20 protein-coding genes and 1 pseudogene are annotated in these 18308 nt (G+C 47.7%); 17 read left to right on the top strand and 4 right to left on the bottom strand.

What is annotated here, in order from left to right; all coding sequences use genetic code 11:
- Window positions 1–61 precede the first annotated feature (61 nt).
- From flgA to MKZ32_RS08375, 3 genes are all read left to right on the top strand, one after another.
- The gene (gene flgA / locus MKZ32_RS08385; RefSeq protein ID WP_239796865.1) at window positions 62–862 is read left to right on the top strand and encodes a flagellar basal body P-ring formation chaperone FlgA; all 801 of its coding nucleotides are present in this window, start codon (window positions 62–64) and stop codon (window positions 860–862) included.
- Window positions 863–1049: 187 nt separating this feature from the next.
- Complete coding sequence (gene flgM, locus MKZ32_RS08380; protein ID WP_239796864.1) at window positions 1050–1355, top strand: flagellar biosynthesis anti-sigma factor FlgM; 306 nt, start codon at window positions 1050–1052, stop codon at window positions 1353–1355.
- Between the two features lie 6 nt (window positions 1356–1361).
- A complete protein-coding gene (locus MKZ32_RS08375) occupies window positions 1362–1850 on the top strand; it encodes a flagella synthesis protein FlgN (RefSeq protein ID WP_239796863.1) in 489 nt (162 codons plus the stop codon).
- 149 nt (window positions 1851–1999) lie between these two features.
- Here MKZ32_RS08375 and MKZ32_RS08370 read toward each other — a convergent pair whose 3' ends face one another.
- Window positions 2000–2338 carry a P-II family nitrogen regulator gene (locus tag MKZ32_RS08370; protein ID WP_173055609.1) on the bottom strand — a complete coding sequence of 113 codons (339 nt, stop codon included), beginning with the start codon at window positions 2336–2338 and terminating at the stop codon, window positions 2000–2002.
- Between the two features lie 159 nt (window positions 2339–2497).
- The gene (locus tag MKZ32_RS08365) at window positions 2498–3799 is read right to left on the bottom strand and encodes a porin (RefSeq protein WP_239796862.1); all 1302 of its coding nucleotides are present in this window, start codon (window positions 3797–3799) and stop codon (window positions 2498–2500) included.
- Between the two features lie 488 nt (window positions 3800–4287).
- Here MKZ32_RS08365 and MKZ32_RS08360 point away from each other — a divergent pair, with 488 nt between their 5' ends.
- A complete protein-coding gene (locus tag MKZ32_RS08360) occupies window positions 4288–5019 on the top strand; it encodes a ribulose-phosphate 3-epimerase (RefSeq protein WP_239796861.1) in 732 nt (243 codons plus the stop codon).
- A gap of 241 nt (window positions 5020–5260) precedes the next feature.
- Here MKZ32_RS08360 and smpB read toward each other — a convergent pair whose 3' ends face one another.
- A complete protein-coding gene (gene smpB / locus MKZ32_RS08355) occupies window positions 5261–5710 on the bottom strand; it encodes an SsrA-binding protein SmpB (protein ID WP_239796860.1) in 450 nt (149 codons plus the stop codon).
- A gap of 42 nt (window positions 5711–5752) precedes the next feature.
- On the opposite strand from smpB, the gene MKZ32_RS08350 reads away from it, so the two are divergent.
- The 11 genes from MKZ32_RS08350 (at window position 5753) to MKZ32_RS08300 (ending at window position 16902) form a co-directional block, all read left to right on the top strand.
- On the top strand, window positions 5753–6202 hold the full coding sequence (locus MKZ32_RS08350) for a type II toxin-antitoxin system RatA family toxin (RefSeq protein WP_239796859.1): 450 nt from the start codon (window positions 5753–5755) through the stop codon (window positions 6200–6202).
- Window positions 6203–6278: 76 nt separating this feature from the next.
- A complete protein-coding gene (locus MKZ32_RS08345) occupies window positions 6279–7205 on the top strand; it encodes a 3',5'-nucleoside bisphosphate phosphatase (protein ID WP_239796858.1) in 927 nt (308 codons plus the stop codon).
- A 2-nt stretch (window positions 7206–7207) separates the two neighbouring features.
- The gene (locus MKZ32_RS08340; RefSeq protein WP_239796857.1) at window positions 7208–7837 is read left to right on the top strand and encodes an L-threonylcarbamoyladenylate synthase; all 630 of its coding nucleotides are present in this window, start codon (window positions 7208–7210) and stop codon (window positions 7835–7837) included.
- A 7-nt stretch (window positions 7838–7844) separates the two neighbouring features.
- Window positions 7845–8492, top strand: coding sequence for a site-2 protease family protein (locus MKZ32_RS08335; protein ID WP_239796856.1), 648 nt, complete (start codon window positions 7845–7847; stop codon window positions 8490–8492).
- 10 nt (window positions 8493–8502) lie between these two features.
- On the top strand, window positions 8503–9705 hold the full coding sequence (locus MKZ32_RS08330; RefSeq protein WP_239796855.1) for a tryptophan--tRNA ligase: 1203 nt from the start codon (window positions 8503–8505) through the stop codon (window positions 9703–9705).
- 44 nt (window positions 9706–9749) lie between these two features.
- Window positions 9750–10562, top strand: a complete 813-nt coding sequence (locus MKZ32_RS08325) for a segregation and condensation protein A (protein WP_420887724.1) — start codon at window positions 9750–9752, stop codon at window positions 10560–10562.
- On the top strand, window positions 10528–11118 hold the full coding sequence (gene scpB, locus MKZ32_RS08320; protein ID WP_239796854.1) for an SMC-Scp complex subunit ScpB: 591 nt from the start codon (window positions 10528–10530) through the stop codon (window positions 11116–11118). Before MKZ32_RS08325 ends, scpB begins: the two co-directional genes overlap by 35 nt.
- 21 nt (window positions 11119–11139) lie before the next feature.
- Window positions 11140–11919, top strand: a complete 780-nt coding sequence (locus MKZ32_RS08315) for a TrmH family RNA methyltransferase (RefSeq protein WP_239796853.1) — start codon at window positions 11140–11142, stop codon at window positions 11917–11919.
- Window positions 11920–12097: 178 nt separating this feature from the next.
- Window positions 12098–12427, top strand: coding sequence for an ElaB/YgaM/YqjD family protein (locus MKZ32_RS08310; RefSeq protein ID WP_239796852.1), 330 nt, complete (start codon window positions 12098–12100; stop codon window positions 12425–12427).
- 340 nt (window positions 12428–12767) lie between these two features.
- Window positions 12768–16565, top strand: coding sequence for a DUF748 domain-containing protein (locus MKZ32_RS08305; RefSeq protein WP_239796851.1), 3798 nt, complete (start codon window positions 12768–12770; stop codon window positions 16563–16565).
- Between the two features lie 112 nt (window positions 16566–16677).
- Window positions 16678–16902: a hypothetical protein gene (locus MKZ32_RS08300; RefSeq protein WP_239796850.1), complete on the top strand. Its 225-nt coding sequence runs from the start codon at window positions 16678–16680 to the stop codon at window positions 16900–16902.
- Window positions 16903–17116: 214 nt separating this feature from the next.
- On the opposite strand, the gene MKZ32_RS08295 is transcribed toward MKZ32_RS08300, so the two are convergent.
- The gene (locus MKZ32_RS08295; RefSeq protein ID WP_239796849.1) at window positions 17117–17473 is read right to left on the bottom strand and encodes a hypothetical protein; all 357 of its coding nucleotides are present in this window, start codon (window positions 17471–17473) and stop codon (window positions 17117–17119) included.
- Between MKZ32_RS08295 and MKZ32_RS08290 the strand changes: the two genes are divergently transcribed.
- A complete protein-coding gene (locus tag MKZ32_RS08290; protein ID WP_239796848.1) occupies window positions 17465–17764 on the top strand; it encodes a hypothetical protein in 300 nt (99 codons plus the stop codon). The genes MKZ32_RS08295 and MKZ32_RS08290 overlap by 9 nt on opposite strands.
- A pseudogene (locus tag MKZ32_RS15690) lies at window positions 17761–18297 on the top strand (Tn3 family transposase); the annotation flags it as partial. The gene MKZ32_RS08290 and the pseudogene MKZ32_RS15690, both read left to right, overlap by 4 nt.
- Between the last annotated feature and the right edge of the window lie 11 nt (window positions 18298–18308).

Here is an 18308-nt window from a genome sequence, read left to right as displayed (position 1 = left end):
AGGATTGTAAGGGTGGCTGAGATTGCTGGTTTAGTTTATTAAATACGACACAATTAAACCTGTGTCGCAATTGTCTGTTGGAACTGCTCTATCGATAGAGATGGAAGCAAACAAACGGTGGCGTGACACTTTGAAAGCTCCTCTATATCTACTGCAAGCAGACATTATCAATATGAAAAATATTTTGCAATGGACGTTGCTCGGCGCACTACTGTGCAACCTGTCCGCATGGGCAGTGCCGCAACAAAGCCATGTTGAAATACGCACACTCATTGCTGCTTTCGTGCACGAGCAAACGCTTAACCTGCCGGGCCAAGTTACTATCATGGTGAATGAAATTGATCGGCGCGTCTCGCTTCCAGCCTGTCCAGCGCTGGAGGCATTTCTTCCTCCTGGAGGACAGCTGTTGGGCAACGGCACAGTAGGCGTTCGCTGCACTGCTGATATGAAGAAATGGACACTGTTCGTGCCAGTGCATATTAAAGTGAGTGCGAATTTGCTTATCGCCAATAGCCCCCTGCAACAGGGGCATGTACTACGTGCCGAAGATATTGGAAACCAGAAAAGTGAATTAGCTCAACCAGGTATTCTCACTGACCCTTTGCAAGCTATTGGCAAAGTACTTAAATATAGTGTTGGGGCAGGACAAGTGTTAAAACAAGACATGCTACGCGCATCCTACGTAGTAAGGCAGGGACAGACAGTACAAATTCAAGTTGAAAGACAAGGCCTCAAAATTCACGCTGATGGTCAAGCATTAAGTAACGCGGCGGAAGGACAAACTATACAGGTTAAAACCTCATCGGGTCAGGTGGTGAGCGGTGTAGTGCAGCCGGATGGAGCGGTAAACATTCGGCCTTAGCCTTAGATAGATTAAATATTATGTAATTTCGCATATAAAAGCCAAGCTACTGCATAGGCTTATTTGCATGTCTATCCTGCGAGCCATATTGTGCAGAAAGTTTTGCTGGTGTATAAAAGCTGTGTTCTAAAGTTTTGCATTTGGCTGCCGATAGTAAATTTTATCCGCGTTGGAAAAAGAGGTCATCATGAAAATTGAAAAAAATAGTAAACCGTTGCCTACTATCACGTCGGGTGAAGAGCGGGCGCGTGCGCCCACTGCTAGCCCTGCGAGTAGCACACAATCCACTGCCACCAGCGTACATCTGGGTGCAACTTCCGCACAACTTCAAAAAATGGAAAGCAGCATGGCAAACACACCGCTAGTGGATGCAGCTAAAGTCGCAGATATTAAGCAAGCCATCAGTGAAGGTCGTTTTCAGGTTAATTCCAGTGCTGTGGCTGATGGCCTGATCCAAACGGTGAAGGATTTGATTAGTTCGCACAAAACCTGATGCAATATGATTAATGACATATCTGCCGCTGCGACGGCAGAGTTTATTTCTCAGATGCATGCAGAGCGCGCTGCCTTACAGGCTTTTATAGGCTTGCTTGAAACTGAACAACAAGCCTTACTCAATGAACAGAGCGAACAAATACATGTGCTGGCTGACACCAAGACCCAGATGGTACAGGAGTTAACCAAGCTGGTGAATGCTCGGAGGAATGGCATGCTTACGCGGGGTATAAAAATTGAACCCGGCAGTATGGAAACTTGGTTGCAAACCCACACTGCAATTAATTTACCCGCGTGGCACGAAATCCGGCAACTGGCTACCCATGCACAGCATATGAACCGCACCAATGGTGAATTAATTCAAGTAAAAATGCGTCTTAACCAGCAGACACTAACCATACTGCACAATGCCACACATAGTGCCAATGGCTTATATGGATCTGACGGCCAGCCCAGCTTACCCGTGTCAGGCCGTATCTTGAACAGTGTCTAAATAAATCATGACCGTCGCCATCCTTCCCGTGGAGGCGGTATCCACAGTATTATGTAGCAGCCGTCAAAGCCATCCACCGCATAGCGCTGTACAATAGAGCCGTTCCTTTATCGAGCCAGCAAGTCGGTACGGAAACTTGATGTGTCACCTTACAATGCTTCCGCGCCAGTTTCTCCGGTACGGATACGAATTACTTGTTCAATGTTGTGAACGAATATCTTACCGTCACCAATATTACCGGTGTGTGCAGATTTTTCGATGGCTTCGAGCACCAGTTCCAGCATCTCCTTTTTGACAGCGGCTTCCAGCTTGACCTTGGGCAGAAAGTCCACCACATATTCCGCGCCGCGATACAGCTCAGTATGACCTTTTTGCCGGCCAAAGCCTTTTACTTCCGTAACGGTTATACCCAGCACGCCAATGGCAGTCAGAGCCTCACGTACTTCGTCGAGTTTGAACGGCTTGATGATTGCAGTAACCATTTTCATCATTATCACTCCTAATGTGTGTTAGAGCGTAAACAGCAATATTCAGAATCTATTGTTGATCAATCAGTAACGTTTCCTTAGAAAGGAAAGTCATCGTTTCATGGTGAGTGTATTTGGGCAGGCAAAGTTCGACCTGTCCAAATATTGCCGCTTTAGACTTTAGAACGGGATCGTCGCATCGACTGATAATAGCAATTGATCCTTTTTATTATCAAAAGGCTTGTATACCTGACCAACGCCATCCACTCTGTCGTAACGGATATTTGGGCGAATATTCAGCTTTTGCATCAGTTTTGAATCAAGTTTTAACTGTTTAGCCGGCTTCCAATTCATGCCTAAGGTGACATCATAATAATCGGCAGGTTTACAGGTAGCCAAGAAGTCAGCCGCAAAGCTAATCTGTACACTATTGGTTGCTTGAGCGACCCGTAGTGGTGAGCAGACACGAAAGCCGTCTTTATCACGGAACCACTCACTACGGATGCCCACCGACAAATCCTCCCTGAGATCATGATGCAACTGCATGTCGATGCCATGCCAGGTAATATCCTTATGGCCGTCAGGTACGAAGACCCCACCCGCGAAACCGCTAGTATGGTGCAAAACCAGGAGTGTTTGGGGAGTGATTTTATGTTGTAGCACAAGACTGTAGAAAGCCCAAGGTTCATTGCTTCGTGTAGAAGTCCTGCTGTAAGAGCCCGTGAGATTGACTGAGCTTCGCTTGTCGTCGCTGGTCCAGGTAGTTCCGGCTAAGCCGCCCCAATTACTCAACTCTTTATCCCAACCTCCATCCCAACCGCCGGTTGCGCTGCCGGTGATTGCACCGCCCATAAACGACCAATTTTTGTTGACTGTGTAGTTACCCACCACGCCGGTATGGGTAAATGGCTCGCCATTACTAAAGGTGTAAGAACGTGTATAAAAGAAATTGTCAGGAGCTGGAACCGTTTCATAACCGGTTGGTGAATAAAAATGCCCGATCTTGAGATTTAGGCCGTTTCCGACCGGCACATAGGTTTCTATATAAAGCTGTGGTAATGCCATATTGTAGAAGCGACTAGAAGAACAGCATAAATGCAGATCCCAATTGCTCCTTTTCAAAGGTTGGCCGGTATTCACATCGAATGCGGGAATGCCGTACGCTTGGGCAAAAATAGCGTCAGTACCGAACATTAAATCAAACCGGCCGCCGAAATCCCACGCTTTGCCCTCTGTCGCCACGGCGCGCTGCATAAATACATTAAGCTGATTCAATTGAAATTCTTTAGAACGATCCGCGAAAGTGACAGGGCCGTTGAATCGATCAGCTGGGTTATTCGCGTTATAAGTTATTCCTGCATTGATCCAACCGCCGACTTCAATGCCATTATCTTTAAATAAAGATGCAGATTCATCGGCAGCTGCTGCGGGAAGTATGAACAAAGCACCTAGAGCAACAATGAGTAATTTAGTCTTGTACATGGCGTTTTCTTTCTAAGATTGGGAGCGAAATTCAGTAACGCCCAATCAATTAAAAGCAAATTTCGTGCCAATATTATTTAGTTAATTAAAGCAATACATTGATGCGTATCGTGAAGATAAAATTTAATTTTATGCACTAATTTTATGCATCTAAAAATAGATATCGCACCATTCAGGTGCTTTGAATTTGTTTTTTGTAATAAAGTGCTTTGTAACGAATAGATTGCATGTACATTTATTTGAACGAATGCTTCGTAATATGGTTTATAAAATTTAAATCGCGGATTCTGGGTTAGCTATGAACTAACGGTAAAAATGATCAGGCCTTCCCGTACTATTGAACAGCGCTCTGGACATTCGGCTTATGATTAATTCAATTGTATTAACTGATGAATTAACATGTCCTCATGACATCTGCCGTTAAAATTATTCGCCATGAGTTTCGGGTAGAATGACTATTTTTCAAAATTTATTTAAAGGCATCTTTAATGTACAAAATCGCACCCAGTATTATTTCTGCCAATTTTGCTAAGCTTGGCGAAGAGATTATCAATGTTCTTGCCTCGGGCGCAGACATTATTCACCTGGAAGTGATGAATAAGCACTTTGTGCCCACTTTCAGAAATGGTTCGAAGGCATGCGCGGCCATCCGCCCTATTACTCAAGCGCCAATAGAGATACACCTGACGAGTGGATACAATGTAGACAATTCACTGAATGACCTTGTACCGGAGTACGCTAAGGCGGGTGCAAACATTATTACTTTTCATCCTGAAGCAGTTGATCGAGATGCGTACAACCTACCGTCCTTCGAAAATATAGAACGGGTCATTGATTTAATTCATGAAAATGGCTGTAAAGCCGGGTTGGCCTTCAATGCTGGCACGCCTTTTAGCTACCTCGATCATGTTATAAGCAAGATCGACGTGGTCTTGATCATGTCTAAACAGACTGGCTTAATTAGTGGTCAGAAATTTATTCCCGAGGCGATTAATAAGGTGCGCATGGCACGCAAAAAAATCAATGAGAGCGGGCGCAATATCATTCTTGAAGTTCACGGTGACGTGAATTTAGGCAATATCGCACAAATTGCCATGGCTGGTGCTGACACTTTTGTGGTCGGCTCCGCTATATACGAAGCAGGCAATGAGACTGACCCAAATCAATATGATTCCATTGTCGCTACTCTGCACGCAGAGCTTGCAAAGGTTGGTTCATAAATGCTGCAAGCGTATCTCTCACGCAGAGTCGCGCTATTTTAATTAAACTATTCTGTTATTCATGCCGGTGTAACTAGCATAGCTTTGTCATCGCATGTTGAGCGACCTGCGACGGTTCGCTGTGTCAAAACTTTGCTATTGGATCACACGATCATGGTATTGGTTGGTCGTGAAATATGCGGGGTAGGCGATAGGTATGATGGTTGATGCAGTATTTCGATGCAGAGTGATTGTAGTGCAGTTAATTGCGTGATTTTTTCATTGCTTGTTGAGCCTCGCGTGAAGCATCGCGTTCACGCTCGGTGTCACGTTTGTCGTGTTGCTTTTTCCCTTTCGCAAGGCCGATATCCAGTTTGACGAGACTGCCTTTAAAGTGCATGTTCAATGGCATAAGCGTGTATCCAGCGCGCTGCACTTTGCTGATCAACTTGTTGATCTCAGCTGCATGTAATAGTAATTTGCGCGTGCGAACCGGGTCAGGATATATATGCGTGGACGCGGTAGTCAATGGGCTGATATGGGAGCCGAACAGATACAGGGCGCTATCTTTCACCGTAATATAGGCTTCCTTGAGATTGGCGCGTCCGGCGCGGATTGCTTTGACTTCCCAGCCTTCCAGCATGATACCAGCCTCATAGCGGTCTTCGATGAAGTAGTCGTGGTATGCTTTTTTATTTTGGACTATGCTCATAATTTGTATATTCTACCAGCTTTGCATGGACGTACTGCTAGAATGGCCTTAGTCGAGAAATCAGTACTGGTTCCCTACAGCGCGGAGCAGATGTTCGTTCTGGTGGATAATGTGGCGGATTATCCGCGGTTTTTGCCGTGGTGTGGCGGAGCCAGTGTCATCTCAGTGGATGGAGATACCGTACATGCGACAGTACATATCAATTATCACCATATTAAGCAAAGTTTTACCACCGAGAATGTGCGTCAGTTTCCGCATCAAATTGATATCACTCTGAAAGATGGACCGTTCAAGCACCTTGACGGTGATTGGCACTTTATACCTCTTTCCGAATCTGCCTGTAAAATTGAATTTAAGTTGCATTACGAATTTTCTAACAAGTTACTGGAAAAAGTGTTCGGCCCCATTTTTCATTTTATTGCCAATAGTTTTGTGGATGCTTTTGTTCATCGTGCAGAAAAGATTTATACAGGAAATGAGAGACCAGATTAGTATTGCAATGTGCCTGTTAGCCTATTAAATGGATATCCATCTGTGCGGCAAGCCGAGATTTACTTAGGGTTACTAAATGTTAGATTACGACCTGCATTGCCATTCAACTGTTTCGGACGGATTGCTATCGCCTACAGATCTGGTTGCACGTGCGGCTGAGCGAGGAGTGAAGTTTCTTGCGTTGACTGACCATGACGATCTATCTGGGTTGGCTGAGGCCGCTGCGGCCGCTGCACAGCACGGTATGCAATTTATTAACGGAGTGGAAATCTCGGTCACTTGGCGTAGCTACACCCTGCATATTATTGGTTTACGTATCGATCCGAACTATAAACCGCTGGCGGAAGGTTTACGTAACATTCGCAGTGGACGTGGAGCACGTGCGCAGCTGATGGCTGAGTCGCTGGCCAGGAGCGGCATTAGCGGGGCGCTGGCAGGTGCTTATCAATATGCAGATAACGATGGCATTATTGGACGCACACACTTCGCACGATTTTTGGTCGAGAGAGGCTACTGCAAGGATGTGCGTAGCGTGTTCAAGAATTATCTGGTTAAGGATAAACCCGGATATGTGCCGCATCAATGGGCTTCGTTGCCGGATGCAGTTAGCTGGATATGCGGCAGCGGTGGTGTTGCCGTGCTGGCACATCCGGGTCGTTATACTCTGGCGCGCAAAGGTATGGGACAGAAGACATTGCGCGAATTGCTGCGTGAATTTATCGATTTGGGCGGACAGGGGATCGAGGTAGTGTGTGGTAGCCACACGCCAGAGCAATATGCCGAGTTTGCGCGCTATGCTAATGAATTTAATTTGCTGGCTTCGTGTGGTTCAGATTTTCATGGGCCAGGTGAAAGCTATCGGGATTTAGGACGTTTGCCCGATTTTCCGTTGGATTGCCGTCCTATTTGGCTGGCGTGGGAAACTGACCCATCTCCGTCTTCAGGCACTTTGCTCATTTCTCCAGAGAAGGAACAAGGAAAAGCGGAGACAGTAAACCGCTGACCATGTCACAATTTTTCACGATTCATCCAATAAATCCACAGCCACGGCTGATTAAACAGGCCGCCGATTTAGTTCGCAATGGTGCGGTGATTGTCTACCCTACTGATTCCTGCTACGCCTTAGGTTGTCATCTTGGTGATAAGGAAGCAGTGGGGCGCATTCGCCAAATACGTGGTGTGGATGATAAACATCATATGACGATGGTTTGCCGTGACTTGTCCGAGCTAGCCCGCTATGCGCGGGTGGATAATGTGCAATTTCGACTGCTAAAAAATAATACACCCGGCAGTTATACATTTATCCTTGAAGCGACCAAGGAAGTTCCTAAGCGCCTACAACATCCCAAGCGCAGCACGGTCGGCGTGCGCATTCCCGATCATCCGGTGGCATTGGCGCTGCTGGAAGAACTAGGAGAGCCGCTGATAAGTTCTACTTTGATTTTGCCAAATGAAGAGTTTGCAATGAATGATGCCGAACAGATTCGCGACCTGTTACAGCATCAAGTTGATTTGGTGGTGGATGGTGGCGCGGTGGGATTAGAACCGACCACGGTAATCGACCTAACTACGGATATACCTGTGGTAGTTCGCTTCGGCAAGGGTGATGTTTCACCATTTTTAAGTAAGAAATAAATAATAAATGCAGATCGACCAATTAATACAAACCATTGCCATTGCAGCGATTCCAATTTTATTTGCAATTACTTTACATGAGGCGGCGCATGGCTATGTAGCGCGCCATTTCGGCGATATGACGGCTTATCAGCAGGGGCGTATCAGCTTGAATCCCATTCGTCACATTGATCCTGTCGGTACGATCCTGTTACCGTTGCTGACGCTATGGATGGGTGGAATCTTGTTCGGTTGGGCCAAACCGGTGCCTGTGAACTTCGCTGCACTGCACCGTCCAAAGCAAGACATGCTGTGGGTGGCGCTGGCCGGTCCGATCGCGAACCTGTTCATGGCGCTACTCTGGGCGGCACTGGCCAAGCTGGCATGGACATTACCGGCAAATTATTTCGCCGAGCCATTGTTGGAAATGGCACAGATCGGAATTAAAATCAACGTCGTATTAATGGTGCTAAATTTGCTGCCGCTACCGCCTCTGGATGGTGGACGTATGGCCGTCAGCCTGCTACCCCATCGTCAGGCTTCCATTCTGGAGAGAGTTGAACCCTATGGTATGTTCATACTAATTTTTTTGGCGATATCGCCTGTTCTCAGCTGGATATTGGGGCCGCCTGTAATCGGACTTATTAAGTTAATTAATTCTATTTTTGGACTGTGAAGTAAAAATTATGCTTGTTGATCGAGTGTTATCAGGAATGAGGCCCACGGGTAGCCTGCACCTTGGGCATTACCATGGCGTGTTGAAAAACTGGGTGGAGATGCAGCAAAAATACGAGTGTTTTTTTTTCGTTGCTGACTGGCATGCGCTGACCACACATTATGATACCCCTCAGATTATTGAACAAAGTGTATGGGATATGGTCATTGACTGGCTGGCTGTGGGAGTTGATCCAGCGCGAGCTACGCTGTTCATTCAATCCAGGGTCCCAGAGCACGCCGAATTACATCTGTTGCTATCCATGATTACGCCACGAGGATGGTTGGAACGTGTGCCGACCTATAAAGACCAGCAGGAAAAGCTGTCAGAGAAGGATTTGGGTACATATGGTTTCCTTGGGTATCCGCTATTGCAAAGTGCGGATATTCTCATCTACCGCGCTACCCAAGTGCCAGTAGGTGAGGATCAGGTGCCGCACATCGAGTTCACGCGCGAAATTGCACGTCGTTTCAATCACATTTATGGGCGCGAATCGGGTTTCGAGGAAAAAGCCAAAGCCGCCGTCAAGAAATTGGGGGGCAAGAAAGCAAAACTGTATGACGAGTTGCGTACTCGTTATCAGGAGCAAGGTGATGACGAAGCGTTGCAATCTGCCAAATTACTACTCGACGAACAGCAGAGCCTAAGCATGAGCGACCGCGAGCGTCTCTTCGGCTACCTTGAAGGCGGTGGAAAAATGATTTTATTCGAACCCCATGCCATGCTTACTGCGGCTTCGAAAATGCCCGGGCTGGACGGACAGAAAATGTCGAAGTCTTACAATAACACAATCAGTTTGCGCGAGGACGAAGTGAGTGTGACGAAGAAAATTCGCACTATGCCGACCGATCCAGCGCGTGTACGCCGTACCGATGTAGGAAATCCGGAGAAATGTCCTGTGTGGCAGTTACATCAGGTATATTCCAATGAGGATACCAAGCACTGGGTGCAACAAGGCTGTACGAGCGCAGGCATAGGCTGTATCGAATGTAAACAACCGGTGATAGATGCAGTTCTGGCTGAACAAAAACCAATGCGCGAACGTGCTCAGCTCTATCTGGACGATCCTACGTTGGTGCGCAACATCATCTCTGATGGTTGCGAGAAAGCACGCAAGCTGGCGGCCGAGACCATGCGTGACGTGCGCGAGGCGATGGGTCTGATTTACAGCTAAACAGGGCGAGAGATATTCCTGATTTATAGATGCTGGCATAACAGGTGAATACTTTGGCGCAGTCTCCGGGAAACACGCATGGCGTTCATATCCATGGCCAACCGCTGCTGGAGATGCCACTTGACCTTTATATTCCGCCGGATGCTTTGGAAATTGTTCTTGAGACTTTCCAGGGACCGTTAGACTTATTGCTGTACCTGATCCGTAAGCACAATTTGGATGTGCTCGATATACCGATGGCACAGTTGACGCAACAATACATGGTCTATATTGAGATCATGCAGCACAACCGTTTAGAGTTGGCCGCCGAATATTTGCTAATGGCGGCGGTACTGATTGAGATTAAATCACGCATGTTGTTGCCGCGGCCGTCCAAACTTGTAGATGCGGGAGAGGAAGATCCACGTGTCGAGCTGATGCGTCGCTTGCTGGAATACGAACAGATGAAACTAGCCGCGCAGAAGCTCAACGAATTGCCGCAGGCCGGGCGAGATTTTGAGCTGGTTCAAGTCTTGATCGAACGTGTTGAAGAGCAGCGATTACCGAATATTACTGTGGAAGATTTGCGCCAAGCGTGGCTGGCGCTGCTGGCACGTGCAAAACTAAATACTCATCATAGAGTGCGGCGCGAGGAGCTTTCGGTACGCGAACAAATGACGCGTGTGTTGCGCCAGTTGTGGCACGGCGAGTTCGAAGCATTTGAGAGTCTGTTTGAGGCGAGCGGTGGTATTGCTCCACTAGTAGTGACTTTTATCGCAATTCTGGAGTTGGCCAAGGAGACATTGGTCGAAATTACTCAAACCGAAACATTGGGAAATATTTATGTCCGGGCAAGCCGTAGCCTTACCTCTGAGTGAAGGAGCTGCCGCACAAATTGATGCGGTGCAACTCAAGAAAATATTAGAAGTTGCGCTGTTGACTACCCCAGAGCCACTGTCACTGGCGGAGCTGAAAAAACTTAGCGATGCACCGGTAGAAAACCATACTATAGAAAAAATACTGGAACAATTGGCGCAGGAATATAGAGGCAGCGGCGTGGAACTCAACCGCGTGGCAAATGGTTGGCGTTTTCGCGCATGTCCTGAGATGCAACCTTATCTAGATCGCCTCAACCCGCAGAAACCGCCGCGCTATTCGCGCGCAGTAATGGAAACACTCGCAATTATCGTTTATCGTCAACCAGTAACACGTGGCGATATCGAAGAGATTCGCGGGGTAGCAGTATCCTCGCAAATTTTAAAGACCTTGGAAGCGCGCGGCTGGATAGATGTAGTCGGAACACGCGATACACCCGGTAAACCAGAATTGTTCGCTACCACCAAACAACTGCTGGACGACCTTAATCTGCGTTCGTTGCAGGAGTTGCCCCCGCTGGAAGAAATGAGCAGTCTGCTGGAACACGATGAGGCATGAATTTTGAGTGCAAACTGATCCATGAAATACATCAGCTCGCACAGCAACCCTTTCTTTAAAGAACTGCTCAAGCTGGCCAGTTCAGCACGTCAACGCCGAAAGACTCAGCAGACTCTATTAGAAGGCGCACACCTACTGCAAGCGTATCATGCCTCCGGCAACCAACAGCCTCAGCATCTATTTGTGACGGAAGCGGCAGTGCAAAACCGCGAAGTGGCAGAGTTGTTGAAAAAGTTTCCTGATGTACCTTTATCTCAATTGGACGATGGCTTGTTTGCTGAACTGTCCGAGCTCAAAACTCCCAGTTGTATTCTCGCTCTTATTGAATTCCCTCGAATCCCAATCGCATCAGTGCAGAGCAGCTTTTGTTTGTTGCTGGAAGACATCCAGGATCCTGGCAATCTTGGATCCATATTGCGTTCCGCTGCTGCGGCAGGTTGCGATACATTATTCTTGTCCAAGAACTGCGCCGATGCATGGTCGCCTAAGGTGCTGCGTGCCGGGATGGGTGGACATTTTGTATTAAGTATCCATGAATCAATGGATTTGCTCGCCATGGCTACTGCATTTCAAGGGAAAGTTTTTGCTACTGTGGTGGGTGCAAAAAGCAATCTATATGATTGTGATCTTCGTGGCAACATTGCCTTTGCGGTTGGAAATGAGGGAGCAGGGCTGTCTGAAAATTTGCTGGCAGTGATCAACCAGCACATTACTATTCCCATGCCGGGGCGTAGCGAATCATTGAACGTTGCTGCGGCCACCGCTGTATGTTTGTTCGAAGCAGTGAGGCAACGCAGGTAATCATTGATCCGCAAATATCAAGCAAATTGTTGCTTGGAAATCTACGCCAGGAGAAATTGAATGGACGTACTCTTTCAGCTCGCATTTTATAGAATTCAAATGGGCGGCTTGATTTGCTCAATTTTGGTTGTTATAGTGAAAACAGTAAATGGCGCTTCTTAACGAAAGGAACTTTATAATGAATATGCTAGGAGCAGCAACGTCAACAGTGGATATTTCCAAAGAAAAGCTAATGGATGATTTGAGAATAGTGGTAGCAGATGCTGAAGAACTGCTAAAGGCAACTGCAAATCAGACTGGGGAACGTATCGCAGCAGCACGTGCCAAGGCAGGAGAGTCACTGCAAGCAGCCAAGACTCGGCTTTCCAATGCACAAGTGGCGGTTATGGAAAAAACTAAGGCTGTTGCCACGGCCACGGATGAATACGTACACGTTAATCCATGGCAGGCCATAGGAATTGCGGCAGCGGTTGGTATTCTCCTTGGCGCAGTTATTTCGCGTCGCTGAGAGTCTCTTATGAATTCTGAATCGCAGGAGCGTTTAAAGGTCGATAATCTGGCTATACCCACCGTTTATTGATCTTGTTTATATTGCGGAATTATCAAAAGTCGGGAAAGTTAACCAGCCATCTATTATGAACGCGGAACTGATTAGCTTAACAATACGCAAAGCCATCGCTGATGGCCAAAAGTAGGCGCCAGCGCACAGAACTGGCGCAAGTGAGGGACTCTTGACAACGGGCCTTTGACGATAATAGACAAAGGTTTGCTGGTGGTTTTCTTTTTTAATGCCATCCAGCATTGCTGGCGGGATTGATAATGAGTAATATTTAATTATTCTGACCTCCATGCGCAAACTCGCACTGAATCTCACCCATAAGCATAAGCGTAAACTGCTTTCGATTGGCAAAATCACTGCTATCGTCTTTCTTGTTTTTAGCGCACTTCTTTTTTTTGTCGGACCACCAATCGTCAAATCATTTGTAGCCAAAAAAATTGGTGAGGAAATAGGACGCAAGGTTGATTTCGGCGCAGTCAATATTAACCCCTTTACGCTGTCAGCAACGATACGCAACATCGCCATCTACGAACCTGGTCAACTACAGGAAAAGACTCTCGCTATAGATGAACTTTATGTGGATGCCTCACTGGCTAGCGCTAGCCGTTTTGCGCCTGTTATCAATGAAATTCGGATTACACAGCCGGTCGTGCGCATCATCCGCATAGGAGGAAACAGCTTCAATTTTTCAGATATAGTCAACAAAATTTTGGCTAAACCAAAATCTGACGATGCGCCTGCACGCTTCTCGCTAAACAATATCCACATCCATCAAGGCCGCATTGACTACGACGACCGTGTGCTCAAATCACGTCATACCATTTCCGATTTTGAACTTGCTATTCCATTTATTTCAAACCTCCCACACGATGTCGAGATTTTTATTTCCCCAGCGTTTAGTGCAAAGGTAAACGGCACTCCACTCGGTATCAAGGCTAAAACCAAGCCGTTTACTACGTCACACGACAGTTCAGTGCAGATCAACCTCGACGGGCTGTCGCTGCCAACCTATATGCCCTTTGTGCCATTACAGCTAAATTTTAAATTGGTTTCCGCTTTGCTGGATACGCGCTTGAAGGTCGATTTTAAACAAAGCGGCAGCACGCAAAGCATCGTTCTCAGCGGTGATGCTAGCGTCCGTAAATTGCAGTTGCAGGAAAAATCGGGAGTACCGTTGGTGCAATGGGACAAGCTATCGGTGGTACTTGATCGTGTGGAGCCGTTTAACAATCTGGTGCGTTTGCGCGAAATCAAACTGGAAAGACCGGATTTGCAAGTAAAGCGACTGCAGGATGGCTCGCTAAATCTTTTGCATGCATTTGTGTTGCCTTCGAAAGCTCAGAAGGACAAAGCTAGTAATAGTGCAAGCACAACGCCAAGCAGTCAGCCCACCACTGCCAAGTCCAAGACTTTTATCTTTTCGCTCGGTAATGCCGAGATTGTGAACGGGCACGTAGACTGGCAGGATGCCACTACCGACCCTACGTTTGGGCCCGCCGCGCTGTTGATCAAACGATTGGATGCCAGCCTGTCCAAATTCAGCACTGAAGGAAATACGCCAGCACTTGTAAATATCAAATTAGAAACCGATGCAGGTGAGATCTTGAGTCACCAGGGATCACTCATGCTTAACGGCAAATCTTTGCAAGGCGATTTGCAAATCACAGCCCTTCAGCCGCAGCACTTGCGGCCATACTTTGCCCCAGTTTTTGCCGCCGAACTGGCAGATACGTTGCTGGATGCCAAATTACCTTATCAGCTGACTTGGCCGGAAAGCGGCGTTAATCTGGTGCTCACCAACGCCAGTGCTCATCTGCGCAACCTGCAAATGAAGCTGCCAAAAGAAAAAGACAGCAGCATCACTGCCAAAAACATCGCGCTTGATGGTTTTCAGTTTGACCTTGTTAAACAAATCGCCGTGCTCGATGGCATAGTCGTAAACGCTGCCAATATAAAAATCAAGCGCAACGCAAAAGGTGAAATCGATTTAATGGCGATGCTTGCAGGCAATCGCCATGCAACAAAAGAAACCACAGCTAACGTCCGCACATCTGCCAAGCCCAGCGCTTGGCAGGCATCATTGAAGCAACTGAAAATCGAGCAATCCGATATTCATTTTAGCGACGCAAAGGTGGCACCTCAAAATGGAGGCAAGCCTGCAGTACAGCAACTGAGTAACATAGACCTCACACTTGAGAGTATTGCCTTGATGACTGAGGCTGCCACTTCAACTCCTTCGCCGTTGATTCTCAAGCTTAGCCACAACAAACGGGGCAATCTGAATGCCAATGGCACCCTGGCATTACGTCCGTTTGGCGTTAATCTTAAAATCGATAGCAAAAAGCTTAGTGTAAAGGCATTCCAGCCCTATTTCGCGGATCAGATTAATGCCATTTTTACCAACGGCAATCTTAGTACCAAGGGCAAGCTGATGGTGCAATTACCTGAGCGTCGACCGCTGCGCGCTAGCTATATTGGTTCAATCAGCTTGGCCGATATCCAGGCGTTGGATAAAATTAGCGGCGATGACTTCATGCGCTGGAAATCGTTGTACATCGGCAATATAAACGCACAAATCAACACGCAGAAAAATCCGTTGGCAGTATCGCTTGGCAATATTGCACTTTCTGACTTTTATGCACGGGTTATTGTCAATGCAGACGGACACCTTAACCTACAGGATATCGCAACAAAAAATGGCCAGGGGCAACCCACTTCCACCAGTCTGACACAGGCGACACCTTCAACAGACAATTCCACTGAAGTTGCTGCTGTTGAATCACCTACGCCAACCATGACTGCGTCAGCAAATGTGGCTGCCTCGAATGTATCTTCTACCGTTGTCTCAGCCCAGACGGCAGGCGAAGCTCCGGCTATTAAAGATGCAAGTGCCAGACCATTAATACGCATTGGTCAAATTACCCTGCAAGGCGGCAATATCTATTTTTCCGATAACTTTATCAAGCCCAGCTACAGTGCTAACCTGACGGGTCTGACCGGTTCGGTTTCAAAGGTTGAGTCTGATGATCCCACACCAGCCGACCTCGTCATGAATGGCAAAATTGACGATGATGCTGCGTTGGAAATTATCGGTAAGATCAACCCGCTGGGCACGCAATTATTTCTTAATTTGGCCGCCAAAGCTCATGGTATCGAGCTGACTCGTTTGACTCCCTATGCGGCAAAATATGCGGGCTATCCGATAACAAAAGGTAAGCTATCAGTAGATGTAAAATATCACATTGAGAATGGTCAGTTGAATGCCAAGAACAACATATTTCTCGATCAGCTAACCTTCGGCGAAAAAGTGGACAGCCCTGATGCGCTCAAATTGCCCGTATTACTTGCGGTCGCACTGTTGAAAAATAGCCGAGGTGAAATCGATATCAACCTGCCCGTTTCTGGTTCGCTATCCGACCCTAAATTCAGCCTCGGCGGCATCATTTTTAAGGTATTCGTTAACCTGATAACCAAGGCCATCATCTCGCCATTCTCGTTGTTAGCCTCAGCTTTTGGCGGCGGCGATGAACTGGGCTATGTAGAATTTGCCCCTGGTATCAGCAGCCTGACGCCGGAAGCACTGGCCAAGCTCGCTACACTGGCCAAAGCGCTTAATGATCGGCCTGCGCTTAAGCTTGAAATCATCGGCCGTGTCGATCCCGTCACTGATCGTGATGGCGCCCGCCGTGTCTATGTCACGCAAAAAATAAAGGCGCAAAAAATAAGCAGTCTGAAATCTGATGGAGCCTCCGTAAATGTAGAGGAGGTGGTTGTCACGCCTGAGGAATATCCAAAATTCCTGGAGCGAGCCTACAAAGCAGAAAAGTTTTCAAAACCACGTAATTTGATCGGCTTACTAAAATCTCTGCCGCCCAAAGAAATGGAAAATTTGATGATTGTAAATGCACCAATTGGTCAAAACGAACTCAAGGCATTAGCTGAGAGCCGCGCACTGTTGGTCAAGCGACATCTGGAAGAGCAAGGCAAAGTGGCGAATGGGCGAATGTTCCTGGTGACACCCAAACTGACGGCAGAAGGCATAAAGGATCAGGGCAAGCCTAACCGTGTCGATTTCACGTTGAAGTGATATGTAAAGCCCGGCCATGCTGGCTTTTTAACTAACTTCCTTCACTTACTTGTAACGAATTTATAGGTTACATTAGATTCTTGCAGGCTGACGCCAGACTGTGCCGCATCGGGTGTTGCAAGAAATACTCGAATTCTCTCGCGCCACGATCAACCTTGTTATTCAGGAACTGCGGCTGTTCTTTAATGCACCGATTGAATATGACCGCTCGTGCAACGGCTACCACTACGCCCTGATAGATGGTCAAACTTTCGAACTTACCGGGCTATGGTTTGTGAAACCGAGTTGTATGCATGCGTTGCTAACGACCCAGCAACATTCAACCCGGCCTGCTTGAAACACAACTCCAACCGATCAAAGAACGAATTGAAAAATCCTCTCGGCCAGACATCTGGGCAGTGAAGAAATCGCCAAACGGGCACCCCTCCTGTGCACTTGCTGCGGTGTCAAACGCGGCGGATGTTCGAACGATTAGATAACGGCTGCTTTCATGAAAGTAGTCTCCAAAGTAAAAGGCCCCCCCTTGCGATGGGGGCCGTGAACCCGACGAATTACTTGCGCTGGGAATCCAATAACTCGTTGCTCTTCGCCACATCCTGCGCTTTTATGTAGCTCTCGATGAGCAGTTGATAGGCCGGGAAAATCTTGGTGTAAATGTTGGCCCATTCCATCGCGTCTTCTCGGTTCCAAGAGCCTTGCAGCTCGGACGCCACGGCGGCCGTGTCCATGGGTACAACACCGGCCTGCACCACGCGGGCGAGCTCGGTAGGTTGGGCTGAATAAAATGAAGCCCAACATCCCAAGGAGTGGATGAACAGATACATTACCGACGTGCCGATGCAGCGGAGGGCACATACTTCTTCACTGTTAATTTGGCTGAACGGCGCTCCGACGTATTGGTGCGGCATATCGATGAATTGCGCGCGGCCATGAAAACGGTGAAAGACGCGCATCCGTTTGCTATTCTGGCGATGGTGGTGTTACCAGAACACCTGCATGCGATATGGCGCGCTTGCAACCGGGCGATTCAGACTATCTACTGCGCTGGTCGCTTATCAAGGCCAGGTTCTCTCGGCGGCTGGCAAAAGGCGAGCACATTCGTGTCAGCCGCCAAGCCAAGCTTGAGCGCGGCATCTGGCAGCATCGGATTGTGGGGTGAGAAAATAGATGATGGAGTAGATGGTTATGGTGAGCGGTGAGATGTTGGGCTTCATTTCATTCAGCCCAACCTACCGAGCTACTCCATCGACATGGATGTGCTGTACGGCAGCGTGGACGGGCAAAAGTTTGCCGCGGCCTCCCCACAACGCTCAAGGCCCGCCATTCACGCAAGTATTTTGGTAAGGACCGTGGCGTTGTCGCCTATACCTTGCTGGCCAACCATGTGGCGTTGCAGACCCAGATGCTGGGTGCTAACCAGCATGAGAGCTACTGGGTGTTTGACATCTGCTACAACAACACCTCGGACATCAAGCCGACCACGATCACCGGCGACATGCACAGCATCAACATGGCCAACTTTGCCATCCTGCAGTGGTTTGGCATGAACCTGGCACCGCGTTTCACCAATTTGCATGCCCAGTTGAAGCACCTCTACCGTGGCCCTGGCCAGGAGGGTTATGCTGATTTCCTGATTCAGCCTATGGGTCAAATTGGCCGTCATCTGATTGGCGCTGAAAAATCCAATTTGGATCACATTGCTGCCACCCTCGGGCTCAAGGAAATGAGCCAAAGTGTGCTGGT

It is taken from the genome of Candidatus Nitrotoga arctica (assembly GCF_918378365.1).
GTDB classification, from domain to species: Bacteria; Pseudomonadota; Gammaproteobacteria; order Burkholderiales; family Gallionellaceae; genus Nitrotoga; species Nitrotoga arctica.
Note: the sequence above shows the minus strand (reverse complement) of the source record. Positions and strands in the feature narration are given on the sequence as shown.

Coding starts and splice junctions, on each gene's coding strand:
- MKZ32_RS08345 (WP_239796858.1), top strand. CDS start 6,279: ATGTTAGATTACGACCTGCATTGCCATTCAACTGTTTCGGACGGATTG.
- MKZ32_RS08315 (WP_239796853.1), top strand. CDS start 11,140: ATGAAATACATCAGCTCGCACAGCAACCCTTTCTTTAAAGAACTGCTC.
- MKZ32_RS08330 (WP_239796855.1), top strand. CDS start 8,503: ATGCTTGTTGATCGAGTGTTATCAGGAATGAGGCCCACGGGTAGCCTG.
- flgM (WP_239796864.1), top strand. CDS start 1,050: ATGAAAATTGAAAAAAATAGTAAACCGTTGCCTACTATCACGTCGGGT.
- MKZ32_RS08360 (WP_239796861.1), top strand. CDS start 4,288: ATGTACAAAATCGCACCCAGTATTATTTCTGCCAATTTTGCTAAGCTT.
- MKZ32_RS08375 (WP_239796863.1), top strand. CDS start 1,362: ATGATTAATGACATATCTGCCGCTGCGACGGCAGAGTTTATTTCTCAG.
- MKZ32_RS08370 (WP_173055609.1), bottom strand. CDS start 2,338: ATGAAAATGGTTACTGCAATCATCAAGCCGTTCAAACTCGACGAAGTA.
- smpB (WP_239796860.1), bottom strand. CDS start 5,710: ATGAGCATAGTCCAAAATAAAAAAGCATACCACGACTACTTCATCGAA.
- MKZ32_RS08305 (WP_239796851.1), top strand. CDS start 12,768: ATGCGCAAACTCGCACTGAATCTCACCCATAAGCATAAGCGTAAACTG.
- scpB (WP_239796854.1), top strand. CDS start 10,528: ATGTCCGGGCAAGCCGTAGCCTTACCTCTGAGTGAAGGAGCTGCCGCA.
- MKZ32_RS08350 (WP_239796859.1), top strand. CDS start 5,753: ATGGCCTTAGTCGAGAAATCAGTACTGGTTCCCTACAGCGCGGAGCAG.
- MKZ32_RS08310 (WP_239796852.1), top strand. CDS start 12,098: ATGAATATGCTAGGAGCAGCAACGTCAACAGTGGATATTTCCAAAGAA.
- MKZ32_RS08335 (WP_239796856.1), top strand. CDS start 7,845: ATGCAGATCGACCAATTAATACAAACCATTGCCATTGCAGCGATTCCA.
- MKZ32_RS08295 (WP_239796849.1), bottom strand. CDS start 17,473: ATGCCGCACCAATACGTCGGAGCGCCGTTCAGCCAAATTAACAGTGAA.
- MKZ32_RS08340 (WP_239796857.1), top strand. CDS start 7,208: ATGTCACAATTTTTCACGATTCATCCAATAAATCCACAGCCACGGCTG.
- MKZ32_RS08365 (WP_239796862.1), bottom strand. CDS start 3,799: ATGTACAAGACTAAATTACTCATTGTTGCTCTAGGTGCTTTGTTCATA.